General features: G+C 70.7%; 18 protein-coding genes. 7 read left to right on the top strand and 11 right to left on the bottom strand.

The window, feature by feature from the left end:
- The first annotated feature begins 20 nt into the window (after nt 1–20).
- The gene (gene trxA, locus FBY23_RS01525; RefSeq protein WP_141796533.1) at nt 21–350 is read left to right on the top strand and encodes a thioredoxin; all 330 of its coding nucleotides are present in this window, start codon (nt 21–23) and stop codon (nt 348–350) included.
- 112 nt (nt 351–462) lie between these two features.
- Entirely contained in the window at nt 463–1,212 is a 750-nt protein-coding gene (locus FBY23_RS01520; RefSeq protein ID WP_141796532.1) for a hypothetical protein, read from the top strand.
- Here the strand turns inward: FBY23_RS01520 and FBY23_RS01515 are convergent.
- Entirely contained in the window at nt 1,199–1,852 is a 654-nt protein-coding gene (locus FBY23_RS01515) for a GNAT family N-acetyltransferase (RefSeq protein ID WP_141796531.1), read from the bottom strand. The genes FBY23_RS01520 and FBY23_RS01515 overlap by 14 nt on opposite strands.
- Nucleotides 1,853–1,907: 55 nt before the next feature.
- Between FBY23_RS01515 and FBY23_RS01510 the strand changes: the two genes are divergently transcribed.
- From FBY23_RS01510 to FBY23_RS01495, 4 genes are read left to right on the top strand one after another with little or no spacing between them, the layout of a single operon-like run.
- Nucleotides 1,908–3,131 (top strand): pyridoxal phosphate-dependent aminotransferase, encoded by a 1,224-nt coding sequence (locus tag FBY23_RS01510; protein WP_396954426.1) that lies wholly within the window; start codon nt 1,908–1,910, stop codon nt 3,129–3,131.
- A 59-nt stretch (nt 3,132–3,190) separates the two neighbouring features.
- On the top strand, nt 3,191–3,970 hold the full coding sequence (locus tag FBY23_RS01505) for a 1-acyl-sn-glycerol-3-phosphate acyltransferase (RefSeq protein ID WP_141796529.1): 780 nt from the start codon (nt 3,191–3,193) through the stop codon (nt 3,968–3,970).
- An 11-nt stretch (nt 3,971–3,981) separates the two neighbouring features.
- The gene (locus FBY23_RS01500) at nt 3,982–4,650 is read left to right on the top strand and encodes a response regulator transcription factor (RefSeq protein WP_141796528.1); all 669 of its coding nucleotides are present in this window, start codon (nt 3,982–3,984) and stop codon (nt 4,648–4,650) included.
- A 2-nt stretch (nt 4,651–4,652) separates the two neighbouring features.
- Nucleotides 4,653–5,873 carry a HAMP domain-containing sensor histidine kinase gene (locus FBY23_RS01495; protein ID WP_141796527.1) on the top strand — a complete coding sequence of 407 codons (1,221 nt, stop codon included), beginning with the start codon at nt 4,653–4,655 and terminating at the stop codon, nt 5,871–5,873.
- Here FBY23_RS01495 and FBY23_RS01490 read toward each other — a convergent pair.
- The 10 genes from FBY23_RS01490 to rpmH all read right to left on the bottom strand — a co-directional run bounded on the left by FBY23_RS01490 (nt 5,819) and on the right by rpmH (nt 12,632).
- Nucleotides 5,819–6,355, bottom strand: a complete 537-nt coding sequence (locus FBY23_RS01490; RefSeq protein WP_141796526.1) for a hypothetical protein — start codon at nt 6,353–6,355, stop codon at nt 5,819–5,821. The genes FBY23_RS01495 and FBY23_RS01490 overlap by 55 nt on opposite strands.
- A 172-nt stretch (nt 6,356–6,527) precedes the next feature.
- Nucleotides 6,528–6,995, bottom strand: a complete 468-nt coding sequence (locus FBY23_RS01485; protein WP_141796525.1) for a GNAT family N-acetyltransferase — start codon at nt 6,993–6,995, stop codon at nt 6,528–6,530.
- Nucleotides 6,996–7,117: 122 nt separating this feature from the next.
- Nucleotides 7,118–8,158: a ParB/RepB/Spo0J family partition protein gene (locus tag FBY23_RS01480; protein ID WP_141796524.1), complete on the bottom strand. Its 1,041-nt coding sequence runs from the start codon at nt 8,156–8,158 to the stop codon at nt 7,118–7,120.
- On the bottom strand, nt 8,155–9,141 hold the full coding sequence (locus FBY23_RS01475) for a ParA family protein (protein ID WP_141796523.1): 987 nt from the start codon (nt 9,139–9,141) through the stop codon (nt 8,155–8,157). Before FBY23_RS01475 ends, FBY23_RS01480 begins: the two co-directional genes overlap by 4 nt.
- A gap of 113 nt (nt 9,142–9,254) precedes the next feature.
- The gene (gene rsmG, locus FBY23_RS01470; RefSeq protein ID WP_260805679.1) at nt 9,255–10,061 is read right to left on the bottom strand and encodes a 16S rRNA (guanine(527)-N(7))-methyltransferase RsmG; all 807 of its coding nucleotides are present in this window, start codon (nt 10,059–10,061) and stop codon (nt 9,255–9,257) included.
- 22 nt (nt 10,062–10,083) lie between these two features.
- A complete protein-coding gene (locus FBY23_RS01465) occupies nt 10,084–10,650 on the bottom strand; it encodes a protein jag (protein ID WP_396954424.1) in 567 nt (188 codons plus the stop codon).
- The gene (gene yidC / locus FBY23_RS01460; RefSeq protein WP_141796521.1) at nt 10,647–11,723 is read right to left on the bottom strand and encodes a membrane protein insertase YidC; all 1,077 of its coding nucleotides are present in this window, start codon (nt 11,721–11,723) and stop codon (nt 10,647–10,649) included. The genes FBY23_RS01465 and yidC overlap by 4 nt, the downstream gene beginning before the upstream one ends.
- 3 nt (nt 11,724–11,726) lie before the next feature.
- Nucleotides 11,727–12,050, bottom strand: a complete 324-nt coding sequence (yidD, locus tag FBY23_RS01455; RefSeq protein ID WP_141796520.1) for a membrane protein insertion efficiency factor YidD — start codon at nt 12,048–12,050, stop codon at nt 11,727–11,729.
- Nucleotides 12,047–12,451 (bottom strand): ribonuclease P protein component, encoded by a 405-nt coding sequence (rnpA, locus tag FBY23_RS01450; RefSeq protein WP_141796519.1) that lies wholly within the window; start codon nt 12,449–12,451, stop codon nt 12,047–12,049. Before rnpA ends, yidD begins: the two co-directional genes overlap by 4 nt.
- A 43-nt stretch (nt 12,452–12,494) precedes the next feature.
- Nucleotides 12,495–12,632: a 50S ribosomal protein L34 gene (gene rpmH, locus FBY23_RS01445; RefSeq protein ID WP_075018668.1), complete on the bottom strand. Its 138-nt coding sequence runs from the start codon at nt 12,630–12,632 to the stop codon at nt 12,495–12,497.
- Nucleotides 12,633–13,233: 601 nt separating this feature from the next.
- Between rpmH and dnaA the strand changes: the two genes are divergently transcribed.
- Entirely contained in the window at nt 13,234–14,787 is a 1,554-nt protein-coding gene (gene dnaA / locus FBY23_RS01440; protein ID WP_222117947.1) for a chromosomal replication initiator protein DnaA, read from the top strand.
- The last annotated feature ends 117 nt before the right edge of the window (nt 14,788–14,904 follow it).

Raw genomic sequence — 14,904 nt, 5'->3', positions numbered from 1 at the left:
AGATCCGAAGGAGCGCCCCCGTGGCCGACAACATCTCCGCCGTGACCGACGCCGAGTTCGACGCGCAGGTCCTCAAGTCCGACAAGCCCGTCCTCGTGGACTTCTGGGCCGAGTGGTGCGGCCCGTGCCGCCAGGTCGCCCCGATCCTCGACGAGATCGCCGGCGCGCACGGCGACAAGATCACGTTCTTCAAGATGAACGTCGACGAGAACCCGGTCACCCCGGCGTCCTACCGCGTCACCGGCATCCCGACGATCAACGTCTACCAGGGCGGCGAGGTCGTGAAGACCATCGTCGGCGCCCGCCCGAAGGCCGCGATCCTCAACGAGCTCGCCGACTTCATCGCCTGACATCCCCCCGCAAGGCCCCCGGTCCTCGGACCGGGGGCTTTCGCATTCCCCCACCGGGTTCGGTCCGCAGCCCCCACAATGTCCTCGCTCCCGACCGAAGACCGGAGGACTCATGGGGAACCACTCGTCGGTACGACGGCGCCCACCGGACCTCAGGCAGGTGCTCGTCCGGGTGCTCGTCCGGGTGCTCGCCGTGCTGCTCGTCGCCGGCACGGCCGTGGTGCTCGGGCTGCTGCTGACCGGGCGGGACGTGCCCCCGCCGGAGGTCACCGGGCCGGTGCCCAGCGCCGGGACGACGCCGGTCGCCGTACCCGTGCAGGTCGGGGACGAGGAGCGTGCTGCCGTGCTCAGCCTCGCCGCGACCGCCACGGCGCAGATCCTGGACCGGACCGCCGACCCGAACGCGCTGATGACGCCGCGCTACGCACGCCTCTACCGGCGCGCCGTCGACGACGGCTCGGTTCCGGTGGCGGCCGCGACGGTCGTCGGGACCGGGCTGATGGGCATCGACCGCGACGAGGCCGACGTCCTGGTGCTCCTCGACCGGGCGCCCGCCGAGCCGGCGGACATCGCGCTGCACCTGCGCCGCGACCGCGGGAGCTGGCGGGTCGACGACCTGGGCCAGGTGACCGCCGCGGTCTCCCACCTCGACGAGCCGGACCCGGAGCGTCAGGACGTGCTGGCAGCCGCCGGTCAGGCGGTGCCGGGGGAGGTGCTCGCGGCCGGGCTGGCGTCGTACGGACCCTCGGCGGCGAGCGTCCTCGTCACGACCGACGGCGGTCGGCTCCGGGTGAACCTGACCCTGGTCGACGGGACCTGGCAGCCGAAGGTGTCCGAGCTGGAGCCGGTCAGCGCCGGCTGACCGGCGTCGGGGCGTGCTTGGGCCGTCGTACGACGCCGACGAGCCGCTCCCACGCCGCCTCGACCTCGCCGCGCCAGGTGACCAACGAGCGCATCTCCATCCGCATCCGCGGCGTGACCGGGTGCGCACGCTGCGTCTTGAACCCCACCCGGGCCAGGAAGTCCGCCGGTACGACGCAGTCGGGGACCCGGCCGGGCAGGCGGCGGCCGGTGCTGGCGAACGCCTCCACCGCGCGGATCCCATCGCGCCCGACGAGGTCGCGGGCCATGCCCTGCACGAGCAGCCGGCCGATCCCGCCGCGGCGGTGGTCGGCGCGCACCCACGCCGTGGTCAGCAGTACGGCGTCCGCGGACACCGGGGCGGTGGGGAAGGCCGCCGCACCCGGCACGTACGAGGCGGGCGCGTAGACGAGGTAGCCCGCCGGCTGGCCGTCGACGACCGCCACCCGGCCGCAGGAGCCCCACTCGCGCAGCAGCTCGGAGACCCAGGCCTCCTTCTCGGCCGCGCGCTCCTCGGCGTCGAGGCGCTGGCGGTGCACCGGCTCCCGCTCCCAGAACAGGCAGGAGCGGCACGGCGCGTCCGTGTCGTCGAACAGCGCGTCGAGCAGGTCGAGCGTGAGGGGGACCGTGGTCCGGGCCACTCCTCGATCCTACGTCGGTGAGCGAGCCGGAAACCGGTGGCGCGGACCTGAGAGAATGCGGTTCGTGCGCAAGATCCGCCAGAGCCAGAAGCTTCGCAACGTCCGCTACGACGTCCGGGGACCGATCCTCGTCGAGGCCCAGCGCCTCGAGGCCGAGGGTCACAAGATCCTCAAGCTCAACATCGGCAACCCGGCACCGTTCGGCTTCGAGGCACCCGAGGCGATCGTGGCCGACATGGTGCACAACCTGCCCGAGGCCCAGGGCTACTCCGACTCGCGCGGCATCTACTCCGCCCGCACCGCGGTCGCGCAGTTCTACCAGTCGCGCGGCCTCAAGGACACCGCCGTCGAGGACGTCTTCATCGGCAACGGCGTCTCCGAGATGATTTCGATGGTCCTGCAGGCGTTCCTCGACGACGGCAACGAGATCCTCGTGCCGGCGCCCGACTACCCGCTGTGGACGGGCGCGGTGTCGCTGTCCGGCGGTACGCCGGTCCACTACCGGTGCGACGAGGAGAACGGCTGGATGCCGGACCTCGAGGACATCGAGTCGAAGATCACCGAGAACACCCACGGCCTGGTGATCATCAACCCCAACAACCCCACAGGTGCGGTCTACAGCAAGGAGATGGTGGCCAAGCTGGTCGACATCGCCCGGCGCCACGACCTGGTGGTCTTCGCCGACGAGATCTACGAGAAGATCCTGTTCGACGACGCCGAGCACCACCACGCGGCCGCGGCCGCCGGCAACGACGTCCTGTGCCTGACCTTCAGCGGGCTGTCCAAGGCCTACCGGGTGTGCGGCTACCGCGCCGGCTGGGTGATGATCTCGGGTCCCAAGGAGCTCGCCGAGGACTTCCTCGAGGGCCTGACCACGCTCTCCAACATGCGCATGTGCGCCAACGTCCCCGCCCAGCACGCGATCCAGACCGCGCTGGGCGGCTACCAGTCGATCAACGAGCTGATCGTCCCCGGCGGCCGGTTCTACGAGCAGGCGATGCTCGCCGACAAGCTGCTCAACGAGATCCCCGGCGTCTCCTCGGTCCGCCCCCGCGGCGCCCTCTACTGCTTCCCGCGCCTGGACCCCGAGGTCTACCCGATCGACGACGACGAGGCCTTCGTCATCGAGCTGCTGCGGGCCAAGAAGATCCTGGTCACCCACGGCACCGGCTTCAACTGGTTCGCTCCCGACCACTTCCGGCTGGTCACGCTTCCGGACGTGGAGGTGCTCGAGGAGGCGATCGGCCGGATCGCGGACTTCCTCGCCGCTCGGCGCTGACCCTCCCGCACCTCAGACGCCCTCTGGGCCGGCCCCCGCCCGCCTGTCAGACTCTCGTCATGCTCGACATCACCTACCCGCCCGTCATCGTCACCGCCAAGGTGCTGTTCAAGCTGATGCGGCAGAAGGTCGTCGTGTCGGGCTCGGAGAACGTGCCGCGCAAGGGCGGCGCGCTGATGGCCATCAACCACACCGGCTACATCGACTTCATCTACGCCGGCGCGGGTGCCGAGCCGCGCAAGCGGCTGGTCCGGTTCATGATCAAGAAGGAGATGATGGACGCGCCGGGCGTGGGTCATCTGCTCCGCTCCTTCCACCACATCCGCGTCGACCGGTCCTCGGGCCTGCAGGCCATGAAGGACGCGCTGGCCTACCTCAAGGCCGGTGAGGTCGTCGGCATCTACCCCGAGGCCACCATCTCGCGCTCGTTCGAGATCAAGGAGCTCAAGTCCGGTGCCGCGCGGATCGCTGCGGACGCCGGCGTACCTCTCATCCCGGTCATCGTGTGGGGCGCCCACCGCTTGATGACCAAGGACCACCCGAAGGACTTCTCCCGCTCCGCCAAGACGATCATCGTCAAGGTCGGCGAGCCGATGTATCCCACCGGCGAGGACACCGACGCCGAGACCGCCGAGCTGCGGGTCGTGATGCAGCGGATGCTCGACGAGGTCATCGCGGAGTACCCCGAGGCCGAGAAGGCCCCGGGCAGCTGGTGGACCCCGGCCCGGTTCGGCGGCTCTGCCCCGACCCCGGACGAGGCCGACGCGCTGGACAAGGCCGAGCTGCGGGCCCGGGCGGCCAAGCGGGCCGCCAAGGCCGCCGAGAAGAAGGCCGGCTGAGCGGTCCCGCCGTGGACGCGCCACTGGTCCTGCTCGTCGAGGACGACGACGACCTGCGGACGACGACCCGCCTGGTCCTCGAGTCCCGCGGGTTCCGCGTCGTCACGGCCGCGGACGGCGAGGCCGGTTGGACGGCGTACCTCACCCAGCCGGTGGACCTCGCCGTCGTCGACGTCGTGCTCCCGAAGCTCGACGGGCTGCGGCTGACCGAGCGGATCCGCACGGACGGTGAGCTGCCTGTGCTGCTGCTCACCGCACGCGACCTGCCCCGCGACCAGGTGGTCGGCTTCGACGCGGGTGCCGATGACTACGTCGTGAAGCCGTTCGACGGCGACGTGCTGGAGGCCCGGCTGCGCTCCCTGCTGCGCCGGCGCGGTGGGGCCGCGCCCTCGCGGGTGGTGGAGCGCGACGGGCTGCGGATCGATGTCGACGGGATGACCGTGGAGCGCCACGGCGTACCCGTGGACCTGTCGGCCACCGAGTTCCGGCTGCTGACGGCCTTCCTCGACAACGCCGGCATCGTGCTGGGCCGCACCCGGCTGCTCGAGTTGGTGTGGGGGAGCACCACGTGGGGCGACGCACACGTCGTCGACGTCACCGTGCAGCGGCTGCGCGCGAAGATCGGGGCCGAGCACGTGGTCACCGTGCGCGGGGCGGGCTACAAGATGCTGCGGGACTGACGGTGCCGTCCGCGCTGTCGGGCTGGCGCCACTCGCTGCGCACCCGGATCACCCTCGCCGTCCTCGGCGCGGCCCTCGCGACCCTGCTCGGCGTCGGGGTGGTCGTCGACCACCAGTCGGCCGTGGACGCCCGCGACCGGCTGCGCACGCAGGCGCTGACCGAGCTCTCCGCCGGGATCGCGGTGCTCGAGGTGACCTCCACGCTGCGCTACGACCTGTCCCTCGACCCCGTCCGGCTGCCCGCCCCCCTCCGGACCTCTCTGCCCGCGGCGGGGGAGGATCGCGCGGCGACGTACTACGCCGACGGTCGGATGTGGGCGGCCCGCCGCCTCGGACCGGACCGGGTCGCGAGCGTGGCACTGGACGACGGGCCTGTGCGAGCCGCGCGGTCGTCGCTGCGTCGGCGCATGCTGCTCGCGGCGGGCGCCGTGCTACCGCTGACCGCGCTACTGGGCCTCCTGGTGGGTGCCGGACTCAGCCGGAGACTCCGCCGGGCCGCGGCTGCAGCCGAGGTGATCAGCCACGGCGGCACGGCGCGCTGCACCGTCACCGGCCGCGACGAGGTGGCCGCGCTCTCGCGAGCGGTCGACGACATGGCTGACGCGCTCGAACGAAGGTTCCACGTGGAACAAGCGTTCTCCGCCGACGTCGCCCACGAGCTACGCACCCCCGTCGCCGGGCTGGTGAGCGCCAGTGAGCTGCTCCCGCCGGGCGAGCCCACCGACCTGCTCCGCGGCCTGGTCGCCCGGCTGCGACATCTGGTGGAGGACCTTCTCGAGGTGGCCCGCCTGGACAGCGGCACGGAGGAGATCGCCCTGTCCGTGCACCACCTCGGTGCCCTGGTGCCAGGCGCGGCGGTCGAGCGCGACGCCAAGGTCCTCGTCGACCCTCGCCGCGTCGAGAGGATCGTCACCAACCTGGTGGCCAACGCCGAGCGGCACGGCGGCGGGGTCACGAGCCTGGTCGTGGACGGGCCACGGGTCGTCGTACGCGACGGGGGAACGGGCTTCCCGGCCGACATCCTGACCGCCGGCGCGATCAGGTTCCGCAGCACCGGGCAAGGCACCGGCCTCGGGCTCACCATCGTGCACGGCCAGGCCCGCACTCTGGGCGCCACGGTCACCATGGCGAACCTGCCAGCCGGCGGCGCGGAGGTCGTGGTGAGCTTTCAGGAGCCGGGGCCCAGCTCCGGTTCCACCGGGTCGACCGTCTGCAGCGGGTAGGTCTGCGTCGCCAGCATCCCCTCCGGCACCTTCCCCTCGACCGTGATGGTGATCGTCCCGTACGTCGCCGATGCCTCACCCTCCACGATGTCGGACACCACGACCTTTGCCGGCACAGTCACGTCGGTGCCCTCGGCGCAGCTCGGGTCGCAGTTGTTGGCAACCAGCTTCCCGATGGCTGTGGCCTCGTCGGCACCCCAGTCGCTCCACGCGAGGTCGGTCAGGCTCTGGTTCCCGTCGGCGCAGGCCACGGTCACCGACGCCGGGCTCGCCACCGGCTCGCCGACACAGTCGAGGAGGTAGGTCACCGCGGCCCGGGCGGCGATCGCCGGGTCGGTGGCCGTGCCCGTCGTACCCGATCCGGCGCCGGGGGTCGCCTTCACCGGCGCTTCGTCCTCGACACCACAGGCAGCGAGCGCGCCGAGGGAGAGGACCAGTGCCCCGGCGAGGGCGGCGGTACGGCTGTTACGGCTGGGGTTCATGATCGTCCGTTCTGCTGGGAACCGGCGGATCTCACCGGCCTGAGCAGCGTCACGTCCCAGCCTCACACGAGCCCGGCACGAAGGTCACAGCAGCCTCACAGATCATGTATCACTTTGGCGATATATCGCTTTCTCGATCTATCTCTTTGTCGACAAAAGGAGTGCGTGCAGGTCAGAGCACCAGCTTGAGGCGGGGAGCCGAGGTGCGCACGAAGCCTGCGCGCTGGTAGACGCCGAGCGCCGCGACCGTCGCGCTGAGGTCGACCCGGTCCGCACCCACGCTGCGCGCCCAGGCGACGACGTCGTCGACGAGCCGGCTCGCATGTCCCTCGCCTCGGTGCTCGGGCCGCGTGACGACGTTGACGAGCCGGACACTGCGGCCGGTCGGGCAGTGCGGATCCGGAACGCCGACCTCCAGGTTCCCGGTCGCCGTCGCCACGACGACACCACCAGCATCGACGACCACGACCCGGGCACGCGCCGGGTCGTTCGAGGCGGACCGCAGCCAGGCTGCCGCGTGGTCGCGCCATCCGCCGATGCCGGACGCCTCACCGGCGGAGATCAGGTCCCACAGGCTCAGCACCTGCTCCGCATCCTGCGGTGTGGCGGAGCGGAGCACAGGCTGGGGGCGGCGGGTCATGGCCGGCAGTCTCGCAGTGCGCGGTTCGTCCTGTCCGGGGCCTGGTGCCGTTCCACGTGAAACAGGGCGCGACCGGCGTAGCGGTCGCGCCCTCTCGCGCGTTCCGGTGACCGGATGATCGGTCAGATCGGGCGATCGTTCCGGTTGCGCGGGTCGATCAGGTCGACGATGCGCTGCAGGTCGCCGGTGTTGGCGAACTCGATCGAGATCTTGCCCTTGGCCTTGCCCAGGTCGATCTTGACCCGGGTCTCCAGCCGGTCGCCGAGCCGCTCGGAGAGCTCGCCCAGGCCGGGCGCCTGCGGCTTCGCGCGACGCGGGCGGGGCGTCGTACCGCCGGCGCCGTCGCCGACTGCGACGATCTCCTCCAGACCCCGCACCGAGATGCCCTCGGCGACGACCCGCTGGGCAAGGCGGTCCTGCTGGTCGGCGTCGCCGACGCCGAGGAGCGCCCGGGCGTGGCCGGCGGACAGGACGCCCGCCGCGACCCGGCGCTGGACGGCGGGGGAGAGCTTGAGCAGGCGCAGCGTGTTGCTGATCTGCGGGCGCGATCGACCGATCCGCTGGGCCAGCTCGTCGTGCGTGCAGGAGAAGTCCTCGAGCAGCTGCTGGTAGGCCGCAGCCTCCTCGAGCGGGTTCAGGTTGCTGCGGTGCAGGTTCTCAAGCAGCGCGTCGCGCAGCATGTCGGTGTCGTCGGTCTCGCGCACGATCGCGGGGATCGTGGCGAGGCCGGCGGCCTGGGTGGCACGCCAGCGGCGCTCACCCATGACCAGCTCGTAGCTGTCAGCGGCCGTCCTGCGGACCACGACGGGCTGGAGCAGGCCGATCTCCTTGATGGAGTGGACCAGCTCGGCCATCGCCTCCTCGTCGAAGACGGTGCGAGGGTTGACCGCGTTGGGGGAGATCTGCTCGACCGGCAGCTCGGCGAAGTAGGCACCGTCGACGGGCGCCAGAGCCGAATCCGCGATCTGAGCGCCGTTCTCCGACCCGGTGGACCTGGGGTCCGCCGTTGCGCTGGAAGTCGCTCCAGCGGCAAAGTCCGAATTCTGAGCATCCCGGTTGACATCCTCGTCCGCGACCGGGGCAGGTACGGGCGTCGGAGGGGCGGTCGGGATGAGCGAGCCGAGTCCGCGACCGAGACCGCGGCGGGGGGCTTGAGCGTTCACGAGAGACTCCCTCGGACGACGATCTCGCGCGCCGCTTCGAGGTAGCTGAGCGCGCCCGGCGAACCCGGATCGTAGGTCATCACGGTCTGGCCGTACGACGGCGCCTCGGACACCCGCACCGACCGCGGGATCGCGGTCTTGAGCACCTGGTCGCCGAAGTGCTCGCGCACCTCGGTGGCGACGCCGGCGGCGAGCCGGGTGCGGGCGTCGTACATCGTGAGCACGATGGTCGACACGGCGAGCTCGGGGTTGAGGTGCGCGCGGACCATGTCGACGGTCGCGAGCAGCTGGCCGAGGCCCTCGAGCGCGTAGTACTCCGCCTGGATCGGGATGAGCATCTCCGCTCCCGCGACGAGCGCGTTCAGGGTGAGCAGGCCGAGCGAGGGCGGGCAGTCGATGAAGACGTAGTCGAACCGGTCCTCGCCGACGGACTCGGCGGTGCCGATACGCGGGTGGGCGTCGAGCGCCTTCTTGAGGCGCTGCTCGCGAGCCACGACGCTGACCAGCTCGATCTCGGCACCGGCCAGGTCGATGGTCGCCGGGACCACCCACAGGCCGGACGCGTCGGGGCAGGGCTGGGAGATGTCGGAGATGGCGACCCCGTCGACGAGCAGTTCGTACGACGAGGGCGTGCCCTGCCGGTGCTCGATGTTGAGCGCCGTCGACGCATTGCCCTGCGGGTCGAGGTCGATGACCAGGACGCGCTGGCCGAGCTGGGTCAGCGCGGCCGCCAGGTTGACCGTGGAGGTGGTCTTGCCGACGCCGCCCTTCTGGTTGGCGACCACGAAGATCCGGGTCTCCGACGGGCGACTCAGCTGCTCCTGCGGGATGCCGGCGCGGACCATGACCGTCGCCTGCGCAGCCCGGGCCAGCGGAGTGAGGTCGTCCTCGAAGCCGGCTGCGCGCTCGGCGAGCTGGGCCGCGGTGAGCGGGCCGGTGGCTACAGCTGGGCCTGTTTCACGTGAAACGTGGTCCTTGGTCATGCCAGCCCCCTCTGACCCAGCCTGTGGATAACTTCCGGCGTTCTGTGGAGACTCACGCTCAGCACCCGCCTCCGGACCGGTGGAAAACCCGGGACCAGGACCCAACGAGTCGCTCACGACTTCCTCCTCTTCCTACGCGACGAGCCACCACGCGATCCCCGAGAACCGCGCTGGCCACGAAGCGGCAACGATACGCGGGCCGGATCGGCCCACGACAGACGGACGATGCGGATCGGCTCGACGGCACCGTCGGCCGCGAGCTCCGCGCCCAGCTCCTCCACGACTGCTGGGGCACAGCCCAGCCGGCGGGTGATCTCCTCGGCCTCCGCGACCTCCTCGGCCGCGCTGCTGCCCTTCATGGCCAGCAGGGCGCCCTCCGGTGCGACCAGCGGCATGCACCAGGCCGCCAGCTTGTCGAGGGCGGCGACGGCGCGTGCCGTGACGACGTCGTAGGTCGCCACCCCGTGTACCGCGTCCGCTCGGCCACGGACCACCGTGACGTTGTCGAGGCCGAGGCGCTCGACGGCCTCCTCGAGGAAGGTCGTACGCCGCAGCAGGGGCTCGATCAGCGTCACCTGTACGTCGGGGCGGGCGATCGCGAGAACCAGGCCGGGCAGGCCCGCTCCGGACCCGACGTCGGCAACGCTGGCGTCGGCGGGCAGGGCGGCGGCCAGCAGGCCGCAGTTGATCAGGTGGCGCTCCCAGAGCCGGGGGGTCTCGCGGGGGCCGATCAGGCCACGGACGACACCATCGGTCGCCAGCAGGTCGGCGTACGCCAGCACGAGATCGAGGCGGTCGGCGGAGAAGACCTCCGCCAGGACCGCCGGGGGAGTAGGGAGGGCAGCACGCAGCACCCCCGGGTCCGCCCGGCCCTCAGGGCCGGGGGACACCGGGGGTGTGGTGCCGTCGTCGTGTTTCACGTGAAACGTCGACAGGGGGTGGTCACGCCGGCAGAACCACGACGTAGCGCCGCGGCTCGACACCGGCGGACTCCGAACGCAGGCCCGCGGCGGCGACCGCGTCGTGCACGATCTTCCGCTCGAACGGCGACATCGGCTCCAGCGAGACCGGCTCGCCCGACTTCGCGACCTCGGCGGCCGTCTCGGCACCGAGCTGGGTCAGCCGGGTCCGCTTGTCGGCCCGGTAGCCGGAGATGTCGAGCATCAGGCGCGAGCGCTCGCCGGTCTCCCGGTAGACCGCGAGACGGGTGAGCTCCTGAAGCGCCTCGAGGACCTTGCCGTCGCGGCCCACGAGCTGGGAGAGCTCGCCACCGACGATCGACACGGCGGCCCGGTCGGCCTCCACGTCGATGTCCAGGTCGCCATCGAGGTCGGCGATGTCGAGGAGCTCCTCGAGGTAGTCGGCCGCGATGTCGCCCTCCTGCTCGAGGCGGGAGATGCGGTCGCCCTCGCCGGCGGGGGCGTCGGCCTGGTCGGTCTCGACCACCGTCTCCTCGGTCTCCTCGGTCTCGGTCACGACCTCGGTACCGGTCTCGGTCTCGGCGCTCACTTGCTGTCTCCCTCGCTCTTCTCGGTTCCGGCCTCGGGGTCGTTGCCGTCCCCGTCGGCCGATGGGTTCTTGGCGCCGGCGCCGGCGGCAGTGCCGCCCGGCTTCGGCGTGGTGGTCCTGCGCTGGGCCCGGGTCTGCCGCTTGGGCTGCTGGCGCGTGCTCGGCCGCTGCTCCGGCTCCGGCACGGCTTCGGTGATCGTCTCGGTCGCGCTGTGGCCGTGGCGGGCCGCCTTGGCCTTGTCGCGGTCCAGCTTGGCCTGGAACGCGGGCGTGCCCGGCGCCGGGTTGTTCCGGATCACGTAGAACTGCTGGCCCATGGTCCACAGGTTCGAGGTCGTCCAGTAGAGGAGCACGCCGATCGGGAACGCGATGCCACCGAGGCCGAAGGCCACCGGGAGGATGTAGAGCAGCATCTTCTGCTGCTGCGCGTAGGGACCGCTCATCGCCTCGGCCGGCATATTCTTGGCCATCAGCTGACGCTGGGTGGTGAAGGTGGTCGCCGTCATCGCCAGCACCAGGATCGCTGCCACGATCATCACGCCCGCGTGCGGCGTGGGGCCCCACGTGCGCGAGGCCCAGAAGTTCCCGTCGATCGGCAGCTCGCCGAAGATCTTCGCGTGGCCGAACTCGTGGGCCTTCGCCGCGGTGAGGAAGCCGTGTGGCTTGTCCGCCTTCGCGGCCTGCGAGAGCAGCCGGAACAGGGCGAAGAAGATCGGCATCTGGAGCAGGATCGGCAGGCAGGACGCGAACGGGTTGGTCCCGGCGTCCTTGTAGAGCTTCATCGTCTCCTCGGCCAGCTTCTGCCGGTCGTGGCCGTACTTCTTCTGCAGCTCCTTCACCTTGGGCTGCAGCAGCTGCATGTTGCGGCTGGACTTGATCTGCTTGACGAACAGCGGGATCAGCGCCGCACGGATCACCAGGGTCAGGCCGATGATCGACAGCGCCCAGGACAGACCGCCCTTGGGGTCCAGGCCGAGGATGTCGAACAGCTTGTGCCAGCCGAGGAGCACCGCCGAGATGATGTAGTACAGCGGCACCATGATGAAGTGGCCGATGTCGCCGATGATGCCCACGAATCAGGCTCCTTGCTGGAAGGGGTGACGCCCGGCGGTCGCCGGGCGGAGTTCGGAGTCGCGCTCAGCGCGCGTGGGGGAGAGGGTCTCGTCCGGCCCGTGATCGTGACCGCGTCGCGGCGGGACGTGGTCGACGCCGCCGGGGGACCAGGGGTGACAGCGCAGCAGCCGCCGCACCGCCAGCCACGTGCCACGCAACGCCCCGTGCACCTGGAGCGCCTGGACGGCGTACGCCGAGCACGACGGGTAGTAGCGGCAGGTCGGGCCCAGGAACGGACTGACGACGAGCTGGTAGCCGCGCACCAGGCCGATCAGCAACCACTTCATCGCGCCTCCTGACCGGCCGGGTGACCCTGCGAGGTCACGCGGTCCAGACAACGTGCGAGGTCGCCCACCAGTTCCGGGTACGACGCCGCCGCGGCCGCTGCCTGCGCACGCACCACGAGCACGGAGCCCGCGGGCAGACCCTCGAGCGCCGGTCGTACGGCGTGCCGCAGCCGCCGCTTCACGCGGTTGCGGACGACGGCGTTGCCGACGGCCTTGCTGACCACGAAGCCCGCTCGCGCGGGATCGGCCGGCTCCACACGGACCCCGGACATGCCGACAACCTGCAGCTCGTCAGGGAGCAGCAGGTGGGCGACGAGGGTGCGCGAGCCAGCACGACGACCCTTGCGACTGGCGGTCCGGAACAGGTCCGGTTCGGTCAGCCGGTGGTCGGCGGCAAGCACGTCAGCCCCACGGGAACCGCTGGGCGGACACGCTGGTCCGTCCTCAGACGGACAGGCTCGAGCGGCCCTTCCGGCGACGGTTCGCCAGGATGGCGCGACCGGCGCGGGTGCGCATGCGCAGTCGGAAACCGTGCACCTTGTGGCGACGACGGTTGTTGGGCTGGTACGTCCGCTTGCTCACGATCGGCCTCTCAGGATGATGCAGATGTCGGGAAGGGTCTCCGGCAGCCAGGAGCGAGCTCCGATCGGGAGCCGCGCAGCATGTCGGCCGGCACCGCGCAGCCACGATGACCGGGGGATCCCGGGGCTTCGTGGACATGCGGCACCGGTCGACGCCGGTTGACCAATCAACGGTACGCGGACGCTGGATCGGGGGTCAAACCGGCGACGCCCGGACCGCCGCCGGGCGCGTCGGATGAGAGCGACATCAAAACCTGTGGATAGCGGGTTGATCCACAGGCACCGGGCAGTTAGGTTCGACGGATCCGGGATTCCCCGCCGGTGCCGGCCGCCTCGGCCGACGTACGTCGCACAGCAGCTCCGTCCTTCTCGGGAAAGTGCCGCTGACCTGCGCAAACAGTCGGCTCGGGACGATCCGGACCGGCCTCGGTTCGGCATTGTCAGCCTGATGATGCAAGAGTTCACAACCTGTGGACAAACCTGTGGAGCCAGTCTCGACCAGGACACGATCCGACTCCACGGACGACAGACGAACGAGAGGGAGTGGCGTGACCGGCAACCCGGATCAGCCCCAGGACGAGACCACCAGCCCCGCCCCGGACATCCCCCCCGTCGATCCCGCGACGGCACGTCTGGTCCAGGAGTGGACGACGGTCGTCGGCGAGCTGCAGACCCACCAGCGTGCGTGGCTGCAGGCCAGCCGCCCGGTGACCCTGCACGGCACCACCGCGATCGTCGCCGTCCCCGACGACTTCACCCGCAAGCGCCTCGAAGGTCGCCTGCGCGGCGAGCTCGAGGACGCGCTGACCGAGCGCTTCGGCCACGACGTCCAGCTCGCGGTCACCGTCGACAGCTCGCTGCGCCGCGAGCTCGGGCAGGAGCCGGCCACCCCCTCGCCGTACGACGACGGCCCGTCCTACGGCGAGCCGACCACCTACGAGTCCTTCGACACCGCGCCCGCGTACGAGCGCCCGCGCGAGGACGTCCCGCCGGCCGAGCCGCGAGATCGACTTGGCGCCATGTCGACAAGTGGATCTGTCGATATGTCGACAAATGGACCCGCGCCCGACCTCGGTGGCATGCCGGCACCGAGCATGGCGCCCGCGACACCGAGCGGCGAGTCGCGCCTCAACCCCAAGTACACCTTCGAGACCTTCGTCATCGGCTCGTCCAACCGGTTCCCCCACGCGGCCGCGGTCGCGGTCAGCGAGGCGCCGGGCCGTAGCTACAACCCGCTGCTGGTCTACGGCGAGTCCGGTCTCGGCAAGACCCACCTGCTCCACGCGATCGGCCACTACGTCCGCACCATCTACGCCGGCTCCAAGGTGCGCTACGTCTCCAGCGAGGAGTTCACCAACGAGTTCATCAACGCGATCCGCGACGACCGGCAGGACCGGTTCAAGCGGAAGTACCGCGACATCGACGTGCTGCTGATCGACGACATCCAGTTCCTGGAGGGCAAGACCCAGACCCAGGAGGAGTTCTTCCACACCTTCAACACGCTCCACAACGCCAACAAGCAGATCGTGCTGACCTCCGACCGCCCTCCCAAGCGGCTCGAGGCGCTCGAGGACCGGTTGCGCAACCGGTTCGAGTGGGGCCTGATCACCGACGTGCAGCCGCCGGACCTCGAGACCCGGATCGCGATCCTGCGCAAGAAGGCCGCGATGGACCGCCTCACGGCGCCCTCCGACGTGCTCGAGTTCATCGCCTCGAAGATCCAGACCAACATCCGTGAGCTCGAGGGCGCCCTGATCCGGGTCACGGCGTTCGCCAACCTCAACCGCCAAGACGTCGACATGACGCTGGCCGAGATCGTGCTCAAGGACCTGATCCCCGAGGGCGGCGAGCCCGAGATCACCGCCTCGCTCATCATCGCGCAGACCGCGGCGTACTTCGGGCTCTCCATCGACGAGCTCACCGGCCCCAGCCGCGGTCGCCACCTGGTGATGGCCCGGCAGATCGCGATGTACCTGTGCCGCGAGCTCACCGGACTGTCGCTGCCCAAGATCGGCGCCCAGTTCGGCAACCGCGACCACACGACGGTGATGTACGCCGAGCGGAAGATCAACCAGCTCCTCGGTGAGCGCCGGGCCGTCTTCAACCAGGTCAGCGAGCTGACCAACCGGGTGAAGATGCAGGCCCGCCAGGGCTGAGGGCGAGACCGGCTGACAAAACTGGTGCTTGGACGATGAAGTTTCCTCGTCCAAGCACGAGTTTCACCGGCCGGCCGGTGAAACTCCCTGTGGAGAAGACCTGCGGAATTGTGAGAA

Source organism: Nocardioides sp. SLBN-35 (assembly GCF_006715725.1).
Lineage (GTDB): Bacteria > Actinomycetota > Actinomycetes > Propionibacteriales > Nocardioidaceae > Nocardioides.
The sequence above is the reverse complement of the archived record's forward strand: the minus strand, read 5'-3'. Positions and strand labels throughout refer to the sequence as shown.

Excerpts from the sequence above, each read along its gene's own strand:
- FBY23_RS01510 (WP_396954426.1), top strand. The coding sequence starts at position 1,908 with ATGCGGTTCGTGCGCAAGATCCGCCAGAGCCAGAAGCTTCGCAACGTC.
- FBY23_RS01520 (WP_141796532.1), top strand. The coding sequence starts at position 463 with ATGGGGAACCACTCGTCGGTACGACGGCGCCCACCGGACCTCAGGCAG.
- FBY23_RS01505 (WP_141796529.1), top strand. The coding sequence starts at position 3,191 with ATGCTCGACATCACCTACCCGCCCGTCATCGTCACCGCCAAGGTGCTG.
- FBY23_RS01475 (WP_141796523.1), bottom strand. The coding sequence starts at position 9,141 with ATGACCAAGGACCACGTTTCACGTGAAACAGGCCCAGCTGTAGCCACC.
- yidD (WP_141796520.1), bottom strand. The coding sequence starts at position 12,050 with ATGAAGTGGTTGCTGATCGGCCTGGTGCGCGGCTACCAGCTCGTCGTC.
- FBY23_RS01490 (WP_141796526.1), bottom strand. The coding sequence starts at position 6,355 with ATGAACCCCAGCCGTAACAGCCGTACCGCCGCCCTCGCCGGGGCACTG.
- FBY23_RS01485 (WP_141796525.1), bottom strand. The coding sequence starts at position 6,995 with ATGACCCGCCGCCCCCAGCCTGTGCTCCGCTCCGCCACACCGCAGGAT.